The sequence below is a fragment of the Megamonas rupellensis DSM 19944 genome (genome assembly GCF_000378365.1).
GTDB classification, from domain to species: domain Bacteria; phylum Bacillota; class Negativicutes; order Selenomonadales; family Selenomonadaceae; genus Megamonas; species Megamonas funiformis.
Map to the genome: position 1 here is coordinate 134,492 of NZ_KB899566.1, position 22,330 is coordinate 156,821.

At 30.6% G+C, this 22,330-nt stretch carries 26 protein-coding genes and 1 riboswitch; of the genes, 5 read left to right on the top strand and 21 right to left on the bottom strand.

Going from position 1 to position 22,330, the window contains the following annotated elements; genetic code table 11:
* Positions 1–7 precede the first annotated feature (7 nt).
* The 10 genes from F553_RS0100755 to F553_RS0100800 all read right to left on the bottom strand — a co-directional run bounded on the left by F553_RS0100755 (position 8) and on the right by F553_RS0100800 (position 8,745).
* Positions 8–775, bottom strand: coding sequence for a cobalt-precorrin-6A reductase (locus tag F553_RS0100755; protein ID WP_018998597.1), 768 nt, complete (start codon positions 773–775; stop codon positions 8–10).
* Positions 772–1,509: a precorrin-3B C(17)-methyltransferase gene (gene cobJ, locus F553_RS0100760; protein ID WP_015563025.1), complete on the bottom strand. Its 738-nt coding sequence runs from the start codon at positions 1,507–1,509 to the stop codon at positions 772–774. The genes F553_RS0100755 and cobJ overlap by 4 nt, the downstream gene beginning before the upstream one ends.
* The gene (locus F553_RS0100765; RefSeq protein WP_018998598.1) at positions 1,500–2,561 is read right to left on the bottom strand and encodes a cobalt-precorrin 5A hydrolase; all 1,062 of its coding nucleotides are present in this window, start codon (positions 2,559–2,561) and stop codon (positions 1,500–1,502) included. The genes cobJ and F553_RS0100765 overlap by 10 nt, the downstream gene beginning before the upstream one ends.
* On the bottom strand, positions 2,561–3,322 hold the full coding sequence (gene cobM, locus F553_RS0100770) for a precorrin-4 C(11)-methyltransferase (RefSeq protein ID WP_008539017.1): 762 nt from the start codon (positions 3,320–3,322) through the stop codon (positions 2,561–2,563). The genes F553_RS0100765 and cobM overlap by 1 nt, the downstream gene beginning before the upstream one ends.
* A gap of 24 nt (positions 3,323–3,346) precedes the next feature.
* Positions 3,347–3,928 (bottom strand): precorrin-6Y C5,15-methyltransferase (decarboxylating) subunit CbiT, encoded by a 582-nt coding sequence (cbiT, locus tag F553_RS0100775; RefSeq protein ID WP_018998599.1) that lies wholly within the window; start codon positions 3,926–3,928, stop codon positions 3,347–3,349.
* A 36-nt stretch (positions 3,929–3,964) separates the two neighbouring features.
* Complete coding sequence (gene cbiE / locus F553_RS0100780; protein WP_018998600.1) at positions 3,965–4,591, bottom strand: precorrin-6y C5,15-methyltransferase (decarboxylating) subunit CbiE; 627 nt, start codon at positions 4,589–4,591, stop codon at positions 3,965–3,967.
* Entirely contained in the window at positions 4,576–5,682 is a 1,107-nt protein-coding gene (gene cbiD, locus F553_RS0100785; RefSeq protein ID WP_018998601.1) for a cobalt-precorrin-5B (C(1))-methyltransferase CbiD, read from the bottom strand. Before cbiD ends, cbiE begins: the two co-directional genes overlap by 16 nt.
* Positions 5,683–5,791: 109 nt before the next feature.
* A riboswitch (cobalamin riboswitch) is annotated at positions 5,792–5,966 on the bottom strand.
* Between the two features lie 46 nt (positions 5,967–6,012).
* The gene (locus tag F553_RS0100790; RefSeq protein WP_018998602.1) at positions 6,013–6,591 is read right to left on the bottom strand and encodes a GNAT family N-acetyltransferase; all 579 of its coding nucleotides are present in this window, start codon (positions 6,589–6,591) and stop codon (positions 6,013–6,015) included.
* A 148-nt stretch (positions 6,592–6,739) separates the two neighbouring features.
* Positions 6,740–7,699, bottom strand: coding sequence for a HaeIII family restriction endonuclease (locus F553_RS0100795; protein WP_018998603.1), 960 nt, complete (start codon positions 7,697–7,699; stop codon positions 6,740–6,742).
* Entirely contained in the window at positions 7,696–8,745 is a 1,050-nt protein-coding gene (locus F553_RS0100800; RefSeq protein ID WP_018998604.1) for a DNA cytosine methyltransferase, read from the bottom strand. Before F553_RS0100800 ends, F553_RS0100795 begins: the two co-directional genes overlap by 4 nt.
* Before the next feature lie 405 nt (positions 8,746–9,150).
* Between F553_RS0100800 and F553_RS0100805 the strand changes: the two genes are divergently transcribed.
* Positions 9,151–11,520, top strand: a complete 2,370-nt coding sequence (locus F553_RS0100805) for a heavy metal translocating P-type ATPase (protein ID WP_018998605.1) — start codon at positions 9,151–9,153, stop codon at positions 11,518–11,520.
* Between the two features lie 49 nt (positions 11,521–11,569).
* On the opposite strand, the gene F553_RS0100810 is transcribed toward F553_RS0100805, so the two are convergent.
* Positions 11,570–12,445, bottom strand: a complete 876-nt coding sequence (locus F553_RS0100810; protein ID WP_018998606.1) for an AraC family transcriptional regulator — start codon at positions 12,443–12,445, stop codon at positions 11,570–11,572.
* Between the two features lie 113 nt (positions 12,446–12,558).
* Between F553_RS0100810 and F553_RS0100815 the strand changes: the two genes are divergently transcribed.
* The 3 genes from F553_RS0100815 to F553_RS0100825 all read left to right on the top strand — a co-directional run bounded on the left by F553_RS0100815 (position 12,559) and on the right by F553_RS0100825 (position 15,368).
* On the top strand, positions 12,559–13,344 hold the full coding sequence (locus tag F553_RS0100815) for a histidinol-phosphatase HisJ family protein (RefSeq protein ID WP_018998607.1): 786 nt from the start codon (positions 12,559–12,561) through the stop codon (positions 13,342–13,344).
* Between the two features lie 24 nt (positions 13,345–13,368).
* Complete coding sequence (locus F553_RS12050; RefSeq protein ID WP_018998608.1) at positions 13,369–13,632, top strand: VOC family protein; 264 nt, start codon at positions 13,369–13,371, stop codon at positions 13,630–13,632.
* Positions 13,633–14,204: 572 nt separating this feature from the next.
* A complete protein-coding gene (locus F553_RS0100825; RefSeq protein ID WP_018998609.1) occupies positions 14,205–15,368 on the top strand; it encodes an MFS transporter in 1,164 nt (387 codons plus the stop codon).
* A 120-nt stretch (positions 15,369–15,488) separates the two neighbouring features.
* On the opposite strand, the gene F553_RS0100830 is transcribed toward F553_RS0100825, so the two are convergent.
* The 7 genes from F553_RS0100830 to yqeC are packed head-to-tail and all read right to left on the bottom strand — an operon-like array spanning position 15,489 to position 19,722.
* The gene (locus F553_RS0100830) at positions 15,489–15,977 is read right to left on the bottom strand and encodes a MogA/MoaB family molybdenum cofactor biosynthesis protein (protein ID WP_018998610.1); all 489 of its coding nucleotides are present in this window, start codon (positions 15,975–15,977) and stop codon (positions 15,489–15,491) included.
* 13 nt (positions 15,978–15,990) lie between these two features.
* The gene (locus F553_RS0100835; RefSeq protein ID WP_018998611.1) at positions 15,991–16,425 is read right to left on the bottom strand and encodes an MOSC domain-containing protein; all 435 of its coding nucleotides are present in this window, start codon (positions 16,423–16,425) and stop codon (positions 15,991–15,993) included.
* 22 nt (positions 16,426–16,447) lie between these two features.
* On the bottom strand, positions 16,448–16,927 hold the full coding sequence (moaC, locus tag F553_RS0100840) for a cyclic pyranopterin monophosphate synthase MoaC (protein ID WP_018998612.1): 480 nt from the start codon (positions 16,925–16,927) through the stop codon (positions 16,448–16,450).
* 21 nt (positions 16,928–16,948) lie between these two features.
* The gene (gene tatA / locus F553_RS0100845; RefSeq protein ID WP_008539032.1) at positions 16,949–17,143 is read right to left on the bottom strand and encodes a twin-arginine translocase TatA/TatE family subunit; all 195 of its coding nucleotides are present in this window, start codon (positions 17,141–17,143) and stop codon (positions 16,949–16,951) included.
* A gap of 26 nt (positions 17,144–17,169) precedes the next feature.
* Positions 17,170–18,159, bottom strand: a complete 990-nt coding sequence (locus F553_RS0100850; protein WP_018998613.1) for an XdhC family protein — start codon at positions 18,157–18,159, stop codon at positions 17,170–17,172.
* Complete coding sequence (gene yqeB / locus F553_RS0100855; protein WP_018998614.1) at positions 18,156–18,965, bottom strand: selenium-dependent molybdenum cofactor biosynthesis protein YqeB; 810 nt, start codon at positions 18,963–18,965, stop codon at positions 18,156–18,158. Before yqeB ends, F553_RS0100850 begins: the two co-directional genes overlap by 4 nt.
* A gap of 34 nt (positions 18,966–18,999) precedes the next feature.
* A complete protein-coding gene (gene yqeC / locus F553_RS0100860; RefSeq protein ID WP_018998615.1) occupies positions 19,000–19,722 on the bottom strand; it encodes a selenium cofactor biosynthesis protein YqeC in 723 nt (240 codons plus the stop codon).
* Between the two features lie 28 nt (positions 19,723–19,750).
* On the opposite strand from yqeC, the gene F553_RS0100865 reads away from it, so the two are divergent.
* Entirely contained in the window at positions 19,751–20,359 is a 609-nt protein-coding gene (locus F553_RS0100865) for a nucleotidyltransferase family protein (protein ID WP_018998616.1), read from the top strand.
* Here the strand turns inward: F553_RS0100865 and F553_RS0100870 are convergent.
* The 3 genes from F553_RS0100870 to yedF are packed head-to-tail and all read right to left on the bottom strand — an operon-like array spanning position 20,356 to position 22,321.
* Positions 20,356–20,598, bottom strand: coding sequence for a putative Se/S carrier protein (locus F553_RS0100870; protein WP_018998617.1), 243 nt, complete (start codon positions 20,596–20,598; stop codon positions 20,356–20,358). The genes F553_RS0100865 and F553_RS0100870 overlap by 4 nt on opposite strands.
* Entirely contained in the window at positions 20,586–21,713 is a 1,128-nt protein-coding gene (locus F553_RS0100875) for an aminotransferase class V-fold PLP-dependent enzyme (RefSeq protein ID WP_008539039.1), read from the bottom strand. Before F553_RS0100875 ends, F553_RS0100870 begins: the two co-directional genes overlap by 13 nt.
* A complete protein-coding gene (yedF, locus tag F553_RS0100880; protein ID WP_008539041.1) occupies positions 21,710–22,321 on the bottom strand; it encodes a sulfurtransferase-like selenium metabolism protein YedF in 612 nt (203 codons plus the stop codon). Before yedF ends, F553_RS0100875 begins: the two co-directional genes overlap by 4 nt.
* Positions 22,322–22,330: the final 9 nt, after the last annotated feature.

The following is a 22,330-nucleotide window of genomic DNA, read 5'->3' on the forward strand; positions in this document are numbered from 1 at the left end:
ATCCCTCCTATTTTTCATATTTGGCAACAAATGTGCCTACACAATCATAATCATGAGTTAATTTTTTATAATCTATTCTAGGTCTATCAATAATGACAATTTCTAGACCTAATTTAATTGCAGCTGTCAATTTTGTTTCTGTGCCACCTAAAGTACCACTATTTTTCATTACAACAACATCTGCATTGTATTTTTCATATAAAGCTATATTCAAGCTTTCCGAAAAAGGCCCTTGCACAGCTACTATATCTTTGGGAGATATTCCACAGTTTTCACAGATTTGCAGAGAAGCAATAGCAGGAAGTACTCTCGCTATAATATGCTTATTGTATTTTTTACTATCATTAGCAAATAAATCTAAACGATTGCTACCTGTTGTCAAAAAGATATTTTCACCTAGTTGCATAGCAAGGTCAGACGCTTCTTCATAAGTTTTCACTAAATGAAGTTTATTATAAGCAGGTATTGGCGTTACTTCTCTTTCATAACGAATATAAGGTATATTTAATTCATCACAAACCTGCATAGCTGTTTTAGATACATTCACCGCATATGGGTGCGTAGCATCTACAAAAACTTTTATCTGATTTTCTTTTAAGCAATTCTTCATAGCTTCTTCATCTAATTTATGGTCATTGATGATTAAATTTTCATCTTTCGGTAATAACTCTTTACCATAATTAGTAACTACAGAAGCCATAACTTTATAATTTTGCTTTAATAAATATTCTACAAGACCTCTACCATCTTGCGTTCCTGAAGCTACAAAAATCATACTTCATAGCCTCTAGGTGTTATCATAAAGCCTTCTTTAGCAAAAGTTTTGCTATTGCCAATGATTACCATAGAAAACATATTGATATCTTCTTTTGTGAAGTTTTCTAAATCAGAAATAACCATTGTTTCATTTTCACGGCTTGCACTATTTACAATGCCAACTGGAGTTTTAGGGTCTTTATGTTTTAACATGATTTCACGAATTTCTTCGATATGCTGTACACGTTTATGGCTTTTGGGATTGTATAAACCAATTACAAAATCACCTTGAGCTGCAAGGTCTGCACGTTTTTTAATCAATTCCCATGGAGTCAATAAATCACTCAAACTGATGATTGCAAAATCATGCATAAGTGGAGCACCTAATACGGCAGCGGCTGCATTTACAGCAGAAAGTCCTGCTACAATCTGAACTTGTGGTCTTTCTTCTTTTGGCAATTTCAATAATAATTCTAAAACAAGACCTGCCATACCATATACACCAGAGTCACCACTTGAAACTACTGCAACATTATGACCTTTTACAGCTTCTTCAATAGCCATTTTACAGCGGTCAACTTCTTGCATCATTCCTGTGCCAATTACATTTTTTCCATCTAAAAGATGTTTAATCAATTTAATATATGTGTTATATCCTGCTACTGTATCAGCTTCTAAAATAGCATTTAAAGCACGAGGAGTCATATCCTCTTTACCACCTGGACCAATTCCAATTACTTTAATCATTCCCATGCTAAGGACACCGTCACTTTCTCAAATTTTGTTTTCGGCAAAATTATTTTTGCCCTCTCATTATATGCCAATATAGCAGCTTGACATACATTTCCTATACCAATTTGTTTTTTCACAAAATTAGATTCAGGTAATTTATATTTATCAATCACATTTTGCATGATTGTATTATCATAAAAATAAGTTTCTACTTTATATTTTTCTGCCCATTGATGTAAAGCTTTCTCATTTTGCTTGACGATTGTAGAAACTAATGCTTTGATTTTTAAATTTTCACAATCTGCCATTTTTTTAGCTTCATTTATTGCCTGTTCCACAAGATTTAATTCAACATCTTTGCGACAACCAACGCCAATTATCAATTGTTTTTGCGTTAAAAATAATATATTGTTTCGCACTTGTCGTTTATCTGTGATAAATACACAAAAGTCATTTTGCCTATCAAGTTCTTCTACATCAATCAATTTAGCTTCAATCTTAAAATCTCTAGCCAAATCAATTATCATCTGTTCACTTTGCTTTAAATCTTTATCTACATAATAAATAACTTTTTGCTGTTGAATTAATGCTGAATTAATTATTTTTATATGTTCTAAAGGATATGGCACTAAATTATATTTTCTTGCCACCACATCAGGAGCAATTATTTTATTCGTATCTGTCGCTGTAGTAATAACTGGAATAGCATTTAATATATCAGCAATCTTCAACGTGAGTTCATTTGCTCCACCCAAATGACCAGATAATAAACTTATCGCAAAATTAGCTTTTTCATCTAAAACTATTACAGCTGGGTCTTTGACTTTATGCACAATAAATGGTGCTATCATTCGCACAGCAATACCTGTCGAAGTGAAAAATATAATAGCTTCATACTCAGCAAAAATATTTTTTATCACTTCACTCATTTTTTCGTACTCATGTATATGACCAGTTAAACTAATATCATATCTATCTTTTTTTACATAGATATCACAAGTTTTCAAGGTATTTTGCAATTTACAAGCTAAATCAGCACCATTTTTAGTTACAGTAATAATTGCATATTTCATTAAGCTTTATCTGTACCTTGACGATACATATGACTAAATTCTGGTGCATAAAGACGAGATTTTGCATATTCTGTATCTAAACATTTACTTACAACAATCATAGCTGTACGAGAAATATTATTTTCTTTAACGATATCGGCAATAGTTTCAAGTGTACCGCGTACAATTTTTTGTTCAGGCCAAGAAGCTTTCTGCACGATAGCAATAGGTGTAGATGGTTCATAGCCACCTTCAATCAACTGTTCTACTACTTCAGAAATCATATGCACGCTCAAAAAAATACACATAGTAGCTTGATGAGCTGCTAAGGATTTTAATTTTTCTTTTTCAGGAACAGGTGTTCTACCTTCATTGCGTGTGATGATTACAGTCTGAGAAATTTCAGGAAGTGTATATTCCTGTTTTAAAGCTGCTGCTGTAGCTAAGAAAGAACTTACACCTGGAATTACAGTGTATTCAATATTGCGACGAGATAATTCGTCCATCTGTTCTTGAATAGCACCATAAATCGCAGGGTCACCAGTATGAAGTCGAACTGTCATTTTGCCTTCTTGTTCTGCTGCTGTAATTGTTTCAATAACTTCACCTAAAGTCATAGAAGCACTATTATAAATTTCACAATCTGCTTTTGCATAATCTAATAATGCAGGATTTACAAGAGAACCAGCATAAATAATTACATCTGCCTCTTTTAATAATCTTTGACCTTTAACTGTAATAAGTTCAGGATCCCCAGGACCTGCACCAATAATATAAACCATAAAAAATATCCTCCCTAATTTATCTTATTTTAGTTTTTTACAAGTAACAATATAAACTGGATTTTGTGCATTAAACATATCGTATGAACCGATTTGTCTTAAACGATTTACTTGTATTTGAATTGCTTCATAAGTGTAATTTTCTTTTTGCTTCATATATGTCGTAATTTCAGATATTGTCTGGATTGTCACCGCATTTACGATAATGCGTCCACCTTCATTTAATTTGCTATCAATTATATCTAAAATCTCAAACATATGTTTGCCACTGCCACCGATGAATACTACATCACAATTTGGCAATTCACCTAATCCTTTTGGTGCTTCTGTGGCAATGACTTTAACTTTATCTTCTAATTTAAATTTAGCAATATTTTGATGTAATAAATCAACAGCTAAATCTTTTTTCTCTATAGCATAAACTTTTCCTTGGGGAGCAAGTAAAGCCGCTTCAATAGATAAAGAACCTGTACCAGCACCAATATCCCAGATAATATTATCAGGACGAATTTTTGCCTTGCACATTGTCAAAATGCGAATTTCTTCTTTTGTCATTGGCACTTTATCGCGAATAAATTCTTCATCTGCTATTCCTGGTAAATTCAAATATGCACCAACTTTCTATTCATAATTTATTTTATATTAACCTTCAACTATCATCACACAATGACTCACACATGCTTTTGTCTGTGCTTCATCTAAAGATAAGCTGACTATCTTTTCATCAGGATAAGAAAGTCTAGAACAAATATATGCTCTTGCATTTTTATCCCAACCTCTTGCTATCAAATATGTGGCTATAGCATTAGAATTAAATTTATTATCTGTGAGCATACCGATTATGCGACCTGGATAATATTTTAAGTCTTCATCACTTGGCACACGTCCATGAAAACTAAGTAGACTAGCTTCTTGCCATGGAAGTGCTATCTTGGCAAAAGCTGTTTGCATGGAACTTAGCCCTGGAATTACTTTTATATTTTCTAAAGGAAAACTCTTGCGCAAAGCACTTAACAAAGAATAATATCCTGGATCGCCAGATACCATCACTACTACATCATTATCATTTAATTCAACTTTTATAAAATCCATTACAGCAGTGATATCTGCTTTTATGGCAAAAGTTTTTTGACCTTGATGAGAAAATTCATTTAATGCTCTTGTTCCTCCAACTAAAACTTTTGCTTCGTTTATAGCTTGCATAGCCATAGGAATGACATATTCTTTCGCCCCTGGACCAATTCCAGCCACAATTATTTTATGTTCCAACCTAATCTACCACCTATTTCTCTTGCATTATCGTCCATACCCAAAATTTCACCTTTCAAAGTAACCATCACAGTTCCTACTTTGAAAGCATTAAATACATGTTGTTCACTGCGAAGACTAGCTCTTTTAGCTAATAAATCATAAAAACCTTTTTCTACCAATCCATATCTTTCAATGATTGGCATAGCTGCTTCTGTTGTCTTCACTTTAAAAATTTCTTCTACGCCTTTTTTATCCATGCCCAAAAGAGCAGCATAAGAAGCTAATATTTCCAAGCGAGCATCAGCTATTTTACTATGTGTATAGAAAATTCCTCCAGCTACTTTTACCAATTTACCTAAATGACCAAATAAAAGCACTGATTTAATTCCTTCATCAGCAGCAAATTCCAACATATGACCGATAAAATTACTTGTCTGTACCATAGCTTTTGCTGGAAGGTTTAATTTACTAGCGATATTTTCACCAATTTTCCCAGGAACAAAAATAATATCATCAAAGCCATTTGCTTTAGCTACAGAAATTTGCGGTGTAAGTGAATTTTTAAAGCCTTCTTCAGACATTGGACGCACCACGCCAGTAGTGCCAATTACAGAAATACCGTCTTCTATACCTAATATAGGATTAAGCGTTTTTTTCGCTAGTTCCACTCCTTTAGGAATAGAAATCGTAATATCACAACCATAACCTTCTGGCAACAATTCACGAACGACTTTCGTCATCATTTTTCTTGGCCCTGGATTTATTGCCGGCTCTCCTGGCGGAATAGATAAACCTGCCTCTGTAACTTTTCCAATACCTAAGCCAGCATAAAAATTGATTTTATCATCATCTTTATTTATTTTTACTTCCGTAAATACAGAAGCTCCATGTGTGATATCTGGATCATCACCAGCATCTTTTATAACTTCTGCCCTTGCTCCAGTTGATGTAAGCTCTACATTTTTAATAGGAATATGCAATAATTCTCCACTTAGAGCGTATAATTCAATCTCTTGAACGACATTTCCCTGCAAAGCAAGTATAGCAGCTTTTGTGCCAGCAGCTGCACAAGAACCTGTTGTATAGCCACTTTTCATTTCTTTACGCATAAAAAAATCTCCCTTTGGGCAGGGAGATAGACTTATCCCGTATTTCTACGAAAAATTCTCCACCTGCCCATCTCTCGTGAGTCTGAAAAATATATCATCTATAAATTTCACGGTGTTTTTCCAATAGGCAAGTCTCCTGACTTAGGTTCCTCGCTAATTTTCGCCTTCCCAAAATAAATTATTTCAGTGACATAATTGAAAATAGCTCCCCTTACAGTGGCGGGACCGTACTGGCTCTTCCAGTTTCCTTATTAAGCTTACGCACCTATCTCTATTTAATTTAATATATTATATTATAGGCATTATCCATTAATACTGCAAATCAAATTATTATTTCTGCAATATCTTTTCCACTAAATTTTTATTTAAATCAGGCAAATAAATAATTTCTTTTACCAATGTTTCATGTTTATTTATCATTTTTTCCATGAAAATCATATCATACCAACAATTTTGTTTATAACCACATTTTGTAAAATGAGCTATTTTCTTATAATTAAATTTTTCATGGAAAGCTATACTTTGCGGATTGGGATATGTTATGCTTGCTACTAAATTAGTTATATTTTGCAATTTTAAAATCGCTTCTAATTTCGTATATAAAATTTCTCCTATTTTTCTACCTTGATATTTTTCATTAATATAAATAGAAGTTTCTACACACCAATTATAAGCTTGTCGTTCTCTAAAAGTAGAAGCATATGTATAACCTACTATTTCATCACCAATACAAGCTACAATATAAGGAAATTTTGACATTATTTTTGTTATACGCTGTTTAAATTCGTCAATTGTTGGTACTTCATATTCAAAAGTGATATTTGTATTTTTTACATAGGGAGCATAAATTTCTACTAATTTTTCTGCATCATCTATTTTGGCTAAACGAAAATATAATTGTTCATTCACTTACTTCACCTCAAAAATATTAATATTTTTATATTCTAACTTCAAATTTAAATAATTCCGTAATATATTATCATACTATATATTAATCTATACTATATATTTCACTATAATATAAAAACGGTTAACTTAACAGTTAACCGTTTTTATATTATTTATTTTTCCATTTACATTCAATATTCCAAACTGAAATAGGCGTAGAAATAAATTGAATATCAAATTTTAAACTTGGTTGTATATAACTACTGGCACTATGAATCCTAAAACTAAATGCCCAACCATTATCCATATAAACTTCAACAGTTGTTCTACTATTTGGTTTAAATCTTACAGTTAATATTTCTGTTGGTATATTTGATATTGGAATATTAAATGCAGATATTTTTATTTTACTCGGTTTATTCAAAGTCCCATAAAGATTAAAAGTGTGTATAAATGTTAATTGCTTTTTATCATCGCTAACAATTTTATAATAATCTTTTATTCCAACTAAATAATAAAATAATTTTATAACTATATTATGATCCTTTTTATAAGCTCTCTTTATTTCCTCTAAAAATGCTTTTAATAATGGAAAATAAACATCTTTTTCTTTATTATCTAAGTCAACCCATTTTTTCTTCTCACTTTTCCATTGATTTAAAATATTAAAAATAGACTTAACATCATTCCAATATATTTCACTACAAGGTACATTATACCATTCACTACCAAAATCTAAAGCATGACTTAATCGACTATGTTTAACAGCAGAATGATTATGTTTTATACTAAAACCCACTTCCCAGTCAATATTATTCCTACGAACAATAATATCACGAACATCACCTATTCTACCAAATTCATCTTTTTGAAATTCAATATATAATGTTTCCTCTATACTTTCTTGTATAATAGGTTCTAATTCTAATATGTTATCTATTGTAGCATTAGCTGAAATAAAAAATAAATCTTGTTTTTCTATGCTTAAGTTATTCCATGCTTTTTGATTTGCAAAAAAACTTGAATTTTTTACAATGTTAATTTTTTGTAATGTTTTAAGTGATTTCACTAAAGCTTGGCACCAAGCATATTCATATGCTCGTCCTTGATTATTACTTTTTGCACTCATTTATTTCTCTCCATTTCAATACCATTAACCTTATCTCCTTCACCTTGCAAAAACATCTTAATAGCTATAGCAATTTCATAAGCAAGATTAACAGGAACAGCATTTCCAATCATTTTATAGGCATCATTAGTTTTTTTATAAATAAATTGAAAATCATCTGGGAATCCTTGTATTCTTGCAATTTCTCTAACACTCATACGGCGATAAAGATGTTCACATCCTTCAACAAAACAAAAACTATCCTTACCTATTTTTTGCATTTTAGGTGCTTGAGGATGTAGCTGACATTGACGTCCAGAAGCTTGCACGGTAAATGCTTGTTCATTCCAACTTTTAACTCTATTACGACTCATGAAAATAGGTGAGAATGACCCTGTAAAATATTCATTATTATTTATAGCATTAGGATTATGATAATTTTTTTCTTCTGCTGGAACAACTGTATTTTGTAGATCCCATATAATATCTTTTAAAGTTATTTTTTTATCATCATTTTCAGTAGAACCTTTAGGAAATATAAATTTAATTGACAAATCCTTTCTAAATCCAATATAAAAAACTCTTTTTCGTTCTTCTGCAACACCATAATCTTTAGCATTAACCATTGTAAGAGAAATATCATATCCTGCTTCTTCAAATAAATTAATAATATTTTGAACAGCTCTATTATGTCTATTTGCTAACATTCCACTGACATTTTCAGCTAAAAAAAATTTAGGTTTAAAATCTTTTAAAATTCTAATATAATCAAAAAAAAGTTGTCCTCTAACATCTTCAATTCCTTTTAAAGAACCTGCTTCTGACCAAGATTGACATGGTGGTCCACCAATAATTCCATCGACTTTATCCATAGCAACAAAAGGTAAAATATCTTCAAAAGTAATTTTCCTAATATCATCTTCAATTAAATGCGTATCTGGATGATTTACTTTAAATGTTTCAAATATACTCTTATCAAACTCATTTGCAACAGGAATATTGAACCCAGCTTTTTTAAAACCTAAATCTAAACCTCCACAACCACTAAATAAACTAATTATATTCATAATTTTCTCCATATATTTCAAATTATTTTTCTGTATATAAAATATTATATTACCCAAATAATCTATATGCTAACATAATATTTTGATTATATAGTATATTAATCTTTTATACAAGCAAACACATTTAAAAAAAACAATAATAGTTATACTTGCTTAATAAACATAACAACAAATATATTATATATACCTTAGCAAAGCAATAATATATAAATAAAAAATCAACTAACACATTAAATATATAAATATCCATAATAAACAATTCTAACTAAAAATTATATTGAGTTAAATAAAAATTTAATCATTATTGATATTCATTCTTGACACTATATACCCCATAGGGTATACTAAAGACGTAAAGATAATACCCCTAGGGGTATATAATTATTTTAGAAAAGAGGCGTACATATGGCTACTACTTCCAATTTATCTATTGATAATAATAATCACAAACAAAAAGCATATTCAATCAATATCCATTGTGCTAATTGTGCTGCCAAAATCGAACGAAAAATCAACGAATTATCTGATGTAGATAACGCTACTATTTCTATTTTGACTAAACAATTAACTTTAACAGCTAAAAATCCTGATGAATTATTACCTACTATTCAAAAAATAGCAGACAAAATTGAACCTGGCACTATAATCTCTCAACTTGAAGAAAATGTTTCTAATTATAAAGAAAAAATCTATCTAATCGAAAATCTAGATTGTGCTAACTGTGGTGCTAAAATCGAAAAAAAATTAAACGAATTAGCTGATATTAAATCTGCTCAATTGACATTTGCTACTAAAAAATTAAAAATAGTAGCTCAAAATCCTGATGTACTTCTACCTCAAATAAATAAAATAGCCAATTCTATTGAAAATGGTGTAAAAATCATAAATGCTGATGAAGCTTCTTCAAAATCTCATCAAAATACAAAAAAATTTTTTGATGAAAAAACCATTGATATTATTGAAATTGTATTTGGTGCCATTTTATTTATCATTGGCGAATTTACCTCTCTTGTACCTGACCAATACACACTTTATCTTTATATTGTAGCTTATTTAATTTTAGGTTTCCATATACTAAAAACTGCCATCACCAATTTATTTCATGGCAATGTCTTCGATGAAAACTTCCTCATGAGTATCGCAACTTTGGGAGCATTTGCTATCAAAGAATATCCTGAAGCTGTCGGTGTTATGCTATTTTATCGCATTGGCGAATATTTTGAAGAACGTGCTACAGAAAAAAGTCGCAGTCAAATCATGGACGCTGTTGATTTACGACCTGAAACAGTAAATCTTCTCCATGGTGATAAAATTTCTATTATTTCTGCTCATGAAGCCAAGGTTGGCGATATTTTATTAGTTCGTGCTGGTGATAGAATTCCTGTTGATGGCATTGTCATTGAAGGAGAAAGCCGTTTGGATACATCACCTGTTACTGGCGAGCCCGTTCCAATAAAAATTGCCCCTAATAGCTCTATCACTTCTGGTTGTTTAAATATTTCCGGCGCTATCAAAATGAAAGTGGAAAAACCTTTATCTGAATCTATGGTTTCTCGCATTTTACAAGCTGTAGAAAATGCCGCTGCTAATAAACCTAAAATAGATAAATTCATCACTCGTTTTGCTAGAATTTATACTCCTATTGTCGTTTTAGTAGCTACGCTTACAGCTATCATTCCTTCGCTGATTACAGGTGATTGGGAACATTGGATTTATACAGCTTTGACTTTTTTAGTAATTAGTTGCCCTTGTGCTTTAGTATTAAGTGTACCACTTGCTTTCTTTTCTGGTATCGGTAGCGGTTCCAAACAAGGAATTTTATTTAAAGGTGGTCTAGCTTTAGAAGCTTTAAAAAATATAAAAACTATCGTCATGGATAAAACAGGTACACTGACTCATGGTAATTTCACAGTTAAAACTATAAATCCTACAAACAATTACACAAAAGAAGAATTGCTCGCTCTTTGTGCTAGTTGTGAAAAAATTTCTTCTCACCCTATTGCTATCAGTATTATCAATGAAGCCACTAAACAAAAACTCAATTTAAAAACTACTACTGATAATCAAGAAATTGCTGGTGAAGGTATAATCTGCACTATTGACAAGCAAAAAATTTATTGTGGTAATAAACGCTTAATGCAACGATTTAATATTGCTTTACCTGATGATTTACCTATTAATGCTGGTACTGAAATATTCATTGGTATAGATGATAAATATGCTGGCTCTATTGTTATTGATGATACTATTAAAGATGATGCAAAATCCACTATTGCTAAATTAAAAAATTTAGGTTTAACTACAGCTATGCTCACAGGTGATAATGAACATAGTGCTTATGCTGTAGCTAATGAAGTAGGCATTGATAAAGTTCATGCTAAACTTTTACCTGAAGATAAATTAAAAAAATTATCCTCACTTAGACAAGAACATGGTAATGTATTTTTTGTCGGCGATGGTATAAACGACGCTCCTATTCTCGCCGGTGCTGATGTTGGCGCTGCTATGGGTAGTGGTGCTGATGCCGCCATTGAAGCTGCTGATGTAGTATTTATGAATTCTAAAGTTCATTCTATTTTCCAAGCTATAAATATTTCTCGTGATACCATTCACATAGCTTGGCAAAATGTAATCTTTGCCTTAGGTGTAAAAATACTCATCATGATACTCGGTCTTATGGGCTTTGCTTCCATGTGGGCAGCTGTTTTTGCTGATACTGGCGTAGCTATGATTTGTATTTTAAACTCCATTCGCATTCTTTATAAAAACTATTAATAGCTTCTAACTTTTAATAATCTGTTCATTTTCTTTTTAGATGAACAGATTATTTTTTATATTTACGAAAATTTCTTGGAGTACATCCATTATATTTTTTAAAAAGTTCTGCATAATAACTTCCACTATTAAATCCACATTCTAATGCAACTTCTGTAATTGATAAATCTTCATTCTTCAATAAAATCTTACTTTTTTCTAACCTATATAAATTGACAAAATCATTTGGTGTTTTATTTACATATCGCTTAAAAAGTTCATAACACTTACTTTTACCTACATTTCCAGATTTTGCAATATCTTGCAAAATTATTGCTTTTTTATAATTTTGATAAATAAATATTACCATCTGTTTAAATATATTCACATCATCAGAAGTATCATCTTTTATTAAGTTTAAATTTTTATCATTATCTATTAAATTATATATTTGATACCATAAATCATATACTAAAGACAACAATTTCCATTCTTTTGCTCTACAAGATTTTTCCTGCCAATCTATTAATGCAAATAATATTCTATCTAATTGTTTTCCTTCATTATTTTTCAAACACCATGCCAATAGTCCATTATTCTCAATAATAGGAATTACATATTCTCGATACATAGCTTTATTAATTTTTAATACTGAAGGATTTACCATTAAACAAATAAATTTACAATCATCATGATTATATTCATAACCATAATGTATCTGCTTTGAATTTACAATTAAAATATCATCTTTTATTAAATGAAAAATTTCTCCATTTATATAAAATTTCATTGAACCTGATAAAATTTTTATAATTTCTATATCATCATGCCAATGACATAAAGCTCTTTTATTTTCATATTGTATTAATTCTCTTATCTTTATAGATATTGGCAATAATAAATTTTCATATTCTACTACTTCTAAATTATTTTCTATTATATGCATAAAGCTCATCCTCAGCAGATTATTGTTATAAAAAACTCGGTCAATATTGATAGTATTATCCCTTATTATATATTATTATGACTCTATAATTAATTATTTTAGGAGGTTTTATCATGTTAGCTGATTATCATATGCACACTGAATTTAGTGATGACTCTACTTGCCCTATGGAAAAAGCTATACAAACAGCAATAGCTAAAAATTTCGATGAAATCTGTTTTACTGAACATATTGATTATGGTGTAAAAACAGATTTAAATTGTGATTGTCAAAAATACCTTGAAAAATTTACATATTATCAAAAATTATTTTCTCCCCAAATAAAACTAAAATTCGGCATGGAATTTGGTATGCAAACACATACTATCAATCAATTTGCCAAAACATTTGCTAGTTATCCCTTTGATTTTATAATACTTTCTTGTCATCAAGTCAATAACCTTGAATTTTGGAACCAAGCTTTTCAACAAGGAAAAACACAACAAGAATATAATGAACTTTATTACCAAGAAATTTTAAAAGTAATCCAGCAATATAAAGATTATTGTGTTCTCGGTCATTTAGATATGATTAATCGTTACGACCAAAAAGGGATTTATCCTTTCAATAAAGTCTTTGACCTTGTAAATGAAATTTTAAAACAAGTCATAAATGATCATAAGGGCATTGAAATTAATACTTCTTGTTATCGTTATGGTCTAAAAGATTTAACGCCTTCCGTTGAAATTTTAAAACTCTATAAAAAATTAGGTGGCGATATTATAACCATTGGTTCTGACGGTCATGATGTTGACCAATATGGCTTTAAAATCCAAGAGACTAAACAAATATTAAAAGATTTAGGATTTAAATATATCTATACATTTGACAAAATGAAACCTATTGCTCATACAATTTAATAATTAAAACAAGGAGAAATTTTTATGAAAATCGACCATATTGCTATTTATGTAGAAAATTTAGAAACTACAAAAGAATTTTTTATTAAGTACTTCAATGCTATCGCTAACAATTTATATCACAATCCTAAAACTGGATTATCCACATATTTTCTATCATTTGAAGGTAACACCCGTTTAGAACTCATGACTCGTACCAACATAGCAAAAACAGAATTTATCCTATATCGCCAAGGATTAATTCATTTATCTTTTAGTTTAGGCAACAAAAAAAAGTTGATGAATTAACTGCCTGTTAAAAAAATGATGGATATGAAATTTTAAGTGAACCACGTACAACAGGTGATGGCTATTATGAAAGCTATGTTTTAGGTCCAGAAAATAATATTTTAGAACTTATTGCTTGAAATTATTAATTTTATTTATTATTAAACCTTAAAAATTCTTATATACTATAAGAATTTTTATAATTATCAATAATAGCCAAATCTTAATTTATAATATTCATGGTATTGATTAAATTATTTTCACCAAATAATTTTACAATAGACATGTTTTGTATAATATTCATAGACATCAATTAAACTAATATATTTTTATTATCAATCTTATTTATATCGACTGATTTTAGTGTAACCTATTTTAATTATTTTCAATAATGAACAACATTATTATTACAAAAATCTATATCAATTAACCATAAAAACATTAGCTGAAGATAACACACGAGCCCAAAATTCTGACTAATAATCTTTACTTATCATAATAACATCTTCTTATAATAAAACTATACTATCAAGATAACTTGTTATAAATTTTATACTTTCTCAAAAGTATAAAATAATAGAAAGGAACTTTTTATGGATACAAAAGATAAATATTTAAGTCAATATAAAGCAGGAAAAAAAGAACAATATGCTGCACGATGTGCATTTTTTTTAGCAGGATTTACTATTACTACATGGGCACCAATGATACCAGTTATCAAAGAACGTTTACAAATTGGTGATAATATTTTAGGTCTATTATTATTATGCATAGGAGTTAGTGCATTTGTCTTTATGCCCATTGCTGGAATTTTAAATCAAAAATTAGGTTGTAAAAAAATGTTACAAATAAATATTATCTTATTTGCTTTAATTTTAATAATCATTTCTTCACTTAATAATATATGGTCACTTGTCATATTTTTATTGTTATTTGGTTCTGTTATGGGAACAATAGATGTTACAATGAATATAAATTCTGTAATAGTAGAAAAATTATCGAAAAAACGTATTATGTCTAGTATGCATGCTTTTTGGAGTGTAGGTTGTTTTTGCAGTGCTGGTCTATTTAGTATATTAGCCAAACAAGGCTTAGATATTACAATGATATCAATTATTCATGGCATTATAATATTTACATTTTGTTTAATTGCTAGCCCATATTTTTTAACATATAAAGGTGCTAATAACGAAAAACCAATAGCTATACCACATGGTATTGTTATTTTATTTGGCATTTTAGCTTGCATAAGTTTTTTAGCAGAAGGAGCTATAATGGATTGGAGTGGTATATTTTTAACAGAAACTAAAAACTTGGAATTATCTTTAGCAGGTATAGGTTATGCTATTTTTTCTGTAGCAATGCTTATAATTCGTTTTATAGGTGATAGAGCAGTTCAATATATTGGAGAAGAACAAATTTGTGTATTTGGGGCTCTTATCTCTGGACTTGGTTTCTTATTGGTAGTTCTTATTGATAATTTTTATTTGATGCCAATTGGTTTTATCTGTATTGGCTTAGGATCTGCTAATATTGTACCTGTACTTTATTCTTTACTTAAGAATCAAAATGATATGCCAATAAATGCAGCCGTTACTGCTATAACTTGCATGGGCTATACTGGCGTAATTTTAGGGCCTGCACTCTTAGGTTTTATCGCCCATGGTATAGGTATAAAATTTGTATTTTATTTACTATGTATTTTCTTTATAATAGAAGCTTTATTATCTAAGTATATTTTTAAACGATTGAATTAAATAAAAAATTTAATAAAAAAATCAAATAAAATGGTTTTAATTTAAATAAACCATTTTATTTGATTCATATTTAAAATCATTTAAATATTTAGTTATAAGAAGCTACATCTAATTTTTTTATTATTTTCTAGCACATTCACTATCTAAATTAAGCATAATTTTAAGACCATGGTCTAATGTTGGCAATAAATATTCCAAACATTCTCTTACAGCTTTAGGACTTCCCGGCAAATTAATAATCAAAGATTTTTTTCTAATGCCTGAAGTTGCTCGACTCAACATAGCTCTCGGTGTAATTTTTAAACTATACATACGCATAGCTTCAGAAATTCCTGGTGTTTCTTTTTCAATTACATCTTTTGTCGCTTCAGGTGTATTATCCCTTGGTGAAAAACCTGTGCCACCTGTTGTCAAAATCAAAGGAATTTCTTTATCCGCAAGCTCTATCATTTTATCTGCCAATAAAGCTCTATCATCTGGCAAAATTTCCATGGATACTACTTTATAATCAAACTCTTCTACAATCTGCTTTATACATGGACCACTTAAATCTTCACGAAGACCTTTTGCACCTTTATCACTTGCAGTGATTATCGCTACTTCAAACATTTCTTTCACCTTCTCAAGCTTCTACAAAAATCGTATCTTGTGCTTTAATTTCTCCGCCATTTAATACAATCGCAAACACACCTTCATTAGGCATGATACATTCACCTGTTTGCTTTTGAATATTGCAACCTAAATGGCATTTTTTACCTATCTGAGTGATTTCTAATAAAATATCATTTACTTTCAATCTTGTACCAATCGGCAAATTTTTTAAATCAATACCTTCAACTAAAAGATTTTCGCCAAATGCACCAGCAGGAACTTTGAAATTATATTTTTCTTCAAAAGCTCTCACCGCTTCTACTGCTAATAAACTTATCTGACGATGCCATTTTCCAGCATGAGCATCATGTTCTAAACCAAAATCCTTTATCATCAAGCCCTTATCTACAGCAGTTTTTAAAGTACCTTTTTGTTCACTGATACATACAGCTAAAATTTTTCCCATCAATTAAATTCTATACTCCTTATTATTTTTCATAATCATAAACGCCAGATTTTCCGCCTTCTTTATGCAATAGACGTATATCTGCTATTTCCATACTTTTATCTATAGCCTTGCACATATCGTAAATCGTCAATAAAGTAACTGATACAGCATGTAGTGCTTCCATCTCTACACCAGTCTTGCCATTGACTTTTGTCGTAGCAATAGCTTTTATCATATAATTTTCTTCATCCAATTCAAAATCAATCGTAACTTTTGTAATAAATAATGGATGGCAAAGCGGTATCATATCACTTGTTTTTTTCGCTGCCATAATACCAGCTATCCTAGCAACAGCTAATACATCACCTTTTTTATTAGTCTGTTCTTTGATTGAACGAAAAACTTCTTGATTTACTTTTATACTACCTTCGGCAATAGCTATCCGCATGGTAATGTCTTTTTGACTGACATCAACCATGATAGCTTCACCATCTTGATTAAAATGCGTAAAATTCGCCATATTTTCCTCATTTATAATTTATTATTTTAATTTTTTAGCCACATCAGTTACATCTTTAACTGTATTCACTGTATCTGTGATATCTGATGTTGAATTTCTAAATTCCTTTATACTTTTACCTAGAGCCTTACTTATTTCTGGCAATTTCTTAGGTCCAAATACTACTAAAGCAATCACTAAAATCAAAATTAATTCTGGTATACCTAATCCAAACATCTATTTTTCTCCCATCTAAAATTATTTTACTGTGCTCTTTTTTGAATTAACTGAGCTACAATACTAATTGCAATTTCGGAAGGTGTTTCCGCTTTAATATCTAGCCCTATAGGCATAATAATTTGTTTTATTAAATCTTCGCTAAATCCTTTTTCAGCTAAATAATTTTCTACATGAATTTTTTTATGTCTACTGCCAATCACACCAATATATGCTGGAGGATTTTTCAATAAACTTTCTAAAACCAAGGTATCTTTTGTATGTCCATTAGTCACAACTATTACATAATCGCTGTTTTTTATTTCCACTTGCTTACTAAAATCTGCATAATCTACAACTACAATGCGTTTAGCGTCTGGAAATAATTCTTTTTTAGCAAATTCACTGCGTTCTTCAAGCACTATATATTCAAATTCTAAATTTGGCAATAATTTTGCGACCTCTTGAGCTACATATCCGCCACCGAACAAATAAACTCTAGGGCTTTGCTTCATGATTTCTAAATACTGCCCAGATTGATTTGTTGTATCCATCTGCAATAAAGATTTTTTAGTCAACTTTTCTTTCAAAGCAAAGCTTTCCGCTAAGTCATAAACTTTAAAATCGAAGTTTTCATTTTGCCAACTTAAACTTAAAACGATTTTATTTTTCGTATTGATTAAAGTCAATGCTTTTTCCACTTGAACTAAATCTTTTTGCTGTAAACAATATAGAGCAACTGTCAACTGACCGCCACAAACCATACCGTATTCACCAGCAGTAGCATTATTTAAAGAAAACGTCTGCACTATGGATTTACCATTTTTTATATTTTGTTTAGCTTCCTGTATAGCCAAATATTCTAAAGGGCCACCACCAATTGTATCCACTGTTGAGCCATCAGATAAAATAAGCATATGTGCACCCACTCCACGCGGAGCAGAGCCTTTTTTCTCCATGACCATTGCTAAAATCACAGGATTATTTGCTTTTAATTGCATTTGCACTTTTTGCCAAAAAGCTTTTATTGTAATCATTTCTTGCCCTGCTTTCTCAAATTTTTCAAGCCATATAATACAGCTTCTAAAGCACCGCCACCTATAGCTCTAGATTTATCCGATATACTAAAACAATGGCTTTGCTCTGCTCGTGGGTCAATGTCTCCACATTTCATCTTATCTGTAACTACAATGCCATCATGCAACATACCGCGGACAATACCATCTATTAAGGCTGTTACTTCTCTATCATCAACATAAGCTACAATATCGCCTTTTTTTACAAAATCACCAATTTTTGCCACGGATTTAAATACGCCTTCGCCATTAGCTCTGATAATTCGCTCTACAGTATAACCACCAATATTTCCTGGAACACCTGTATTTTTTATAGCACTGCCATCTTCGATTACCTTACCTAAGAAATGACCTCTTTTCGTTTCGATAACATAATCACAATCTTTTTTAGCTGTAAATCCAGGCCCTACAGCAATGACAATCGGTGCATCATCAATTTTTGTATTTATATTTTTCTTAGCCATTATAGCATCAATGATAATATCTGGTTTATATTCTTTCGCAATATCAGCATTTTCATCAACAATTACAGCGATTTTATCTTGTGCGATAACTGCTTGTGCCTCTTGATAACTATTTACTAACTTTCCTTTTATGCCTTCTATATTCACTTCGTTTTCATAGACAGCATTAGAATAAGACACTGTCAATCTCACAGTCAAAGGCTTTTCTATCTCCGTCATAATAATCGGAAATCCAGCTCTTTGTAATCGCCAAGCAATGCCTGAGGCTAAATCTCCAGCACCTTTTATCAATATTTTTTCCATAAAAATTTACCTTTACTTTCTCTATTTTTACTTTTTAAAATTCATCACGATAACTACTTATCGCCACTTTTATTCCATATTCTGCTAATTTTTCAGCTATAAATACAGCCTTTTGTAAAGCAAACAAATTATCAACTTGATTTAAGATGACGAAAAAATCTCGCTTACCTATATCTTTTCTTGCTCCTTGTTCACTTGATATCACTTTTATTATATCATTTTTTGTCAGATTTTCATTTACTTGCTTTTGTAAAAACTTTGCTAAAAGTTCGGCTCTACATAAAGATTTTAACGGCTGATTTAATGCACTCATGCCTACGATATACACTACTTTATTTGATGAAGATATATAAACGGGTTCATTTTGTTTGGGGAATTTAAATGGCAATCTTTTTGCTCCATCAGCTTCAATCAAAGTTATATCTGCCAAAAATATGATTTCTCGCAAAAATTCTTCGTCCCATGAACTTATTTTTTCCCCATAATCTTGACCAGTAAATGCCCAATTTTGCTGTTTTAATTTTTGCTTTAATAAATTTTTATCTCTTATCGTTATAGCATCTGCTGTTTTAAACATCTTTGTCGTTGTTGTAATCAAAATTTTCTTATGTTCACGCACTAAATTTTTAGCTAATAATTTTATCGTAGAAGTTTTACCACCTGCTCCAGATACAGAAATTATATCTTGATTTTTCACTTGCAAATACTCTACTATACTTTTATTAATCAACTTTTTCTTTGTATATTCTAAAAACATAAATTTATTCTCCTATGAGGTGTTTTCTATGTATAAAAAATCTCTATGCGTTGTTATTTTAGCTGCTGGCAATAGCTCTCGTTTCGGTGCGAATAAATTGCTTTATCCTATAAATAATATCCCTATGTATCAATATACTTTAAATTTAATCAAAAAACTAAATCCTAAGCAGACAATTTTAGTTACTAAATATCCTGAAATCACCAAAAAAATTGACCCAAATATAATAGTCGTTCCTAACTATGATACTCATTTGGGTCAATCTCATTCTATGCAATTAGCCATAAGAGCCAGCCAACAATTATCTTCTGCTGATAATACAAATGATAATAATATTAACGGCTATTTATTCATCGTTTGCGACCAACCATTTTTGACATTTACAAGTCTAAATAAGCTTTATCAAACATGGCAAAAAAAAGATAATATCTGCGCTCTATCATATAAAGGGAAAAGAGGTAATCCTGTGATTTTCGCTCAAAAATACGTGCCAGAATTACTCGCTATCCAAGGAGATAAAGGCGGTCGCGTTGTCATTCAAAAACATCTTGATGAATTAACTTTAGTCGAAGTGAATTCTGCTAAAGAATTAGTAGATGTAGATACATTATCCATATTAAATGAACTTCAAGACTAAAACTCAAGCTCTAAAATATGACCAACTGCTAAATTATTTTGTTTTATAAAATCTTCTACTATAAATTTATCTTCTATTTTACTAGTCCAACCAATGCCACAGCCACCTGTAAGCTCCACAGGTACAGGCAATAATCTGCCAGCGATATTTCCTTTTTTACAAGCAGATTCAAAAGCAAAAGCATGTGTTGGATTATCAAATGTTATCACTAACTTTAAAGATTTTCCTAATCTTGACATAAATCGTCCCTGATTTCTTTTATTGCTATTAATGCTTGTTTTACTTCTTCTTGTGTATTAAATCTTGAAAAACTAAAACGCACTGTGCCTTGTTTATCAGTTCCTAAAGCCTGATGAATAAGTGGCGCACAGTGTATACCACTGCGGACAGCAATGCTGTATTCCATCCATAATCTATCTGCAACTATCGAAGAATCTATATCTTTGATATTAAAACTTATCACTGGTACACGATTTCTTTTAAAACAGCCATAGATTTTTACATCTTCAATATTTTTTAGACCTTCATAAAAATCTTTTGCCAACAAAAGTGCATCTGTATCTAAACCATTTTTTAAAATCCAATCTACAGAAGCATTAAGCCCTGCAATACCATGAACATTTGCTGTTCCCGCTTCAAATACATTTGGCATCATATCTGGGTGATTTTTCGCAAAACTATAAAAACCACTGCCACCAACTTTCACAGGTACAGGGTGAAGACCTTCTCGCAAAACTATACCACCTGTACCTTGCGGAGCAAATAATTCTTTATGACCTGTAAAACATAAAATATCTATGTTGAAATTTTCCATGTCTATCGGTATTAAACCAGCTACTTGAGCAGCATCTAAAATAAATAAAGCATTATGTTCATGAGCTATAGTTCCTATACGCTGTATATCCATGAGATTACCAGTAACATTTGATGCTCCTGTTGTAATCACAGCCAAAGTATCAGGACGAAAAGCTCTTTCCATCAATTCATATTCAAAATTTCCATCTTTATCTACAGGAATTATGGTTAAATCCAAATCGCCATCACGTAGATATAATGGGCGCAATACAGAATTATGGTCATTTGCTGTAGTTATGATATGCCCTTTATTAAAAAAAGATGCTATGACTAAATTCAAACTTTCTGTTACCCCAGAAGTAAATGCCACATTTTCTGGTTTGGCATTAAATAAAGTAGCAATTTTTTCACGTGCTTCATAAACAATTCGTGAAGACCAAATAGATGGCCCTGTTGCACTTCTTGATGAATTGCCAGCATTAGCTAACGCTTCAATAACAGCAGTAACTACACAATCTGGACGATAATAACTCGTTGCTGCTTGGTCAAAATAAATCATGGTTTTACCACTTTCGTCGCTTTTGCTTGACGCTCTACAATATCAAGCATATTTACGATTTTACCTACAGCTAATTTTTCTTTTAACTGATAAAATTCTAAACAAGTGCCACAAGCTACTATTTCTACACCAGCATCAGCTAAAGTCTTTAAGTCCTCTAATACTTCAGAACCTTCAACTGCTAATTTAACACCACTATTATAAAAAATAACAGCTTTAGGTAAAGTTTCTAAGCAAGTCAAAGAATAAATAAAGCCTTTAATCAAAATACTGCCTAATTTATCATCGCCATGACCCATTACATTACTGCTGACTACAACGACGAAAGAATTATCTGTCTTGGTTGGCACTTCACATTTTATTTCTTCTTGTTGAGGAATGAACATGGATTTTTTTACGAACAAAGATACTATATAATCTGTACCTTGCTGTACTTTTTGAGATGGTAAATTCATCTGGCTTGCCATTTTTTCCAAGTTCTGTGCAGAAACTAAATTATCGACAACTACATTTAATTTATCATCTTGTGTCAAAGTTTTTAATGTATCTCTAGCCATTACAAGCGGTTTTGGACAAGCCTGACCTCTAGCATCTATAGTTTTTTCCATAAAAATCAC

Excerpts from the sequence above, each read along its gene's own strand:
- F553_RS0100825 (WP_018998609.1), top strand. The coding sequence starts at position 14,205 with ATGGATACAAAAGATAAATATTTAAGTCAATATAAAGCAGGAAAAAAA.
- yedF (WP_008539041.1), bottom strand. The coding sequence starts at position 22,321 with ATGGAAAAAACTATAGATGCTAGAGGTCAGGCTTGTCCAAAACCGCTT.
- F553_RS0100765 (WP_018998598.1), bottom strand. The coding sequence starts at position 2,561 with ATGAAATATGCAATTATTACTGTAACTAAAAATGGTGCTGATTTAGCT.
- F553_RS0100835 (WP_018998611.1), bottom strand. The coding sequence starts at position 16,425 with ATGGGAAAAATTTTAGCTGTATGTATCAGTGAACAAAAAGGTACTTTA.
- yqeC (WP_018998615.1), bottom strand. The coding sequence starts at position 19,722 with ATGTTTTTAGAATATACAAAGAAAAAGTTGATTAATAAAAGTATAGTA.
- F553_RS0100805 (WP_018998605.1), top strand. The coding sequence starts at position 9,151 with ATGGCTACTACTTCCAATTTATCTATTGATAATAATAATCACAAACAA.
- F553_RS0100815 (WP_018998607.1), top strand. The coding sequence starts at position 12,559 with ATGTTAGCTGATTATCATATGCACACTGAATTTAGTGATGACTCTACT.
- cbiD (WP_018998601.1), bottom strand. The coding sequence starts at position 5,682 with ATGCGTAAAGAAATGAAAAGTGGCTATACAACAGGTTCTTGTGCAGCT.
- F553_RS0100875 (WP_008539039.1), bottom strand. The coding sequence starts at position 21,713 with ATGATTTATTTTGACCAAGCAGCAACGAGTTATTATCGTCCAGATTGT.
- F553_RS12050 (WP_018998608.1), top strand. The coding sequence starts at position 13,369 with ATGAAAATCGACCATATTGCTATTTATGTAGAAAATTTAGAAACTACA.
- cobJ (WP_015563025.1), bottom strand. The coding sequence starts at position 1,509 with ATGGGAATGATTAAAGTAATTGGAATTGGTCCAGGTGGTAAAGAGGAT.
- F553_RS0100830 (WP_018998610.1), bottom strand. The coding sequence starts at position 15,977 with ATGTTTGAAGTAGCGATAATCACTGCAAGTGATAAAGGTGCAAAAGGT.
- F553_RS0100865 (WP_018998616.1), top strand. The coding sequence starts at position 19,751 with ATGTATAAAAAATCTCTATGCGTTGTTATTTTAGCTGCTGGCAATAGC.
- F553_RS0100795 (WP_018998603.1), bottom strand. The coding sequence starts at position 7,699 with ATGAGTGCAAAAAGTAATAATCAAGGACGAGCATATGAATATGCTTGG.
- F553_RS0100810 (WP_018998606.1), bottom strand. The coding sequence starts at position 12,445 with ATGCATATAATAGAAAATAATTTAGAAGTAGTAGAATATGAAAATTTA.
- yqeB (WP_018998614.1), bottom strand. The coding sequence starts at position 18,965 with ATGGAAAAAATATTGATAAAAGGTGCTGGAGATTTAGCCTCAGGCATT.
- F553_RS0100800 (WP_018998604.1), bottom strand. The coding sequence starts at position 8,745 with ATGAATATAATTAGTTTATTTAGTGGTTGTGGAGGTTTAGATTTAGGT.
- moaC (WP_018998612.1), bottom strand. The coding sequence starts at position 16,927 with ATGGCGAATTTTACGCATTTTAATCAAGATGGTGAAGCTATCATGGTT.
- tatA (WP_008539032.1), bottom strand. The coding sequence starts at position 17,143 with ATGTTTGGATTAGGTATACCAGAATTAATTTTGATTTTAGTGATTGCT.
- F553_RS0100755 (WP_018998597.1), bottom strand. The coding sequence starts at position 775 with ATGATTTTTGTAGCTTCAGGAACGCAAGATGGTAGAGGTCTTGTAGAA.
- F553_RS0100870 (WP_018998617.1), bottom strand. The coding sequence starts at position 20,598 with ATGTCAAGATTAGGAAAATCTTTAAAGTTAGTGATAACATTTGATAAT.
- cobM (WP_008539017.1), bottom strand. The coding sequence starts at position 3,322 with ATGGTTTATATTATTGGTGCAGGTCCTGGGGATCCTGAACTTATTACA.
- F553_RS0100850 (WP_018998613.1), bottom strand. The coding sequence starts at position 18,159 with ATGATTACAATAAAAGCTTTTTGGCAAAAAGTGCAAATGCAATTAAAA.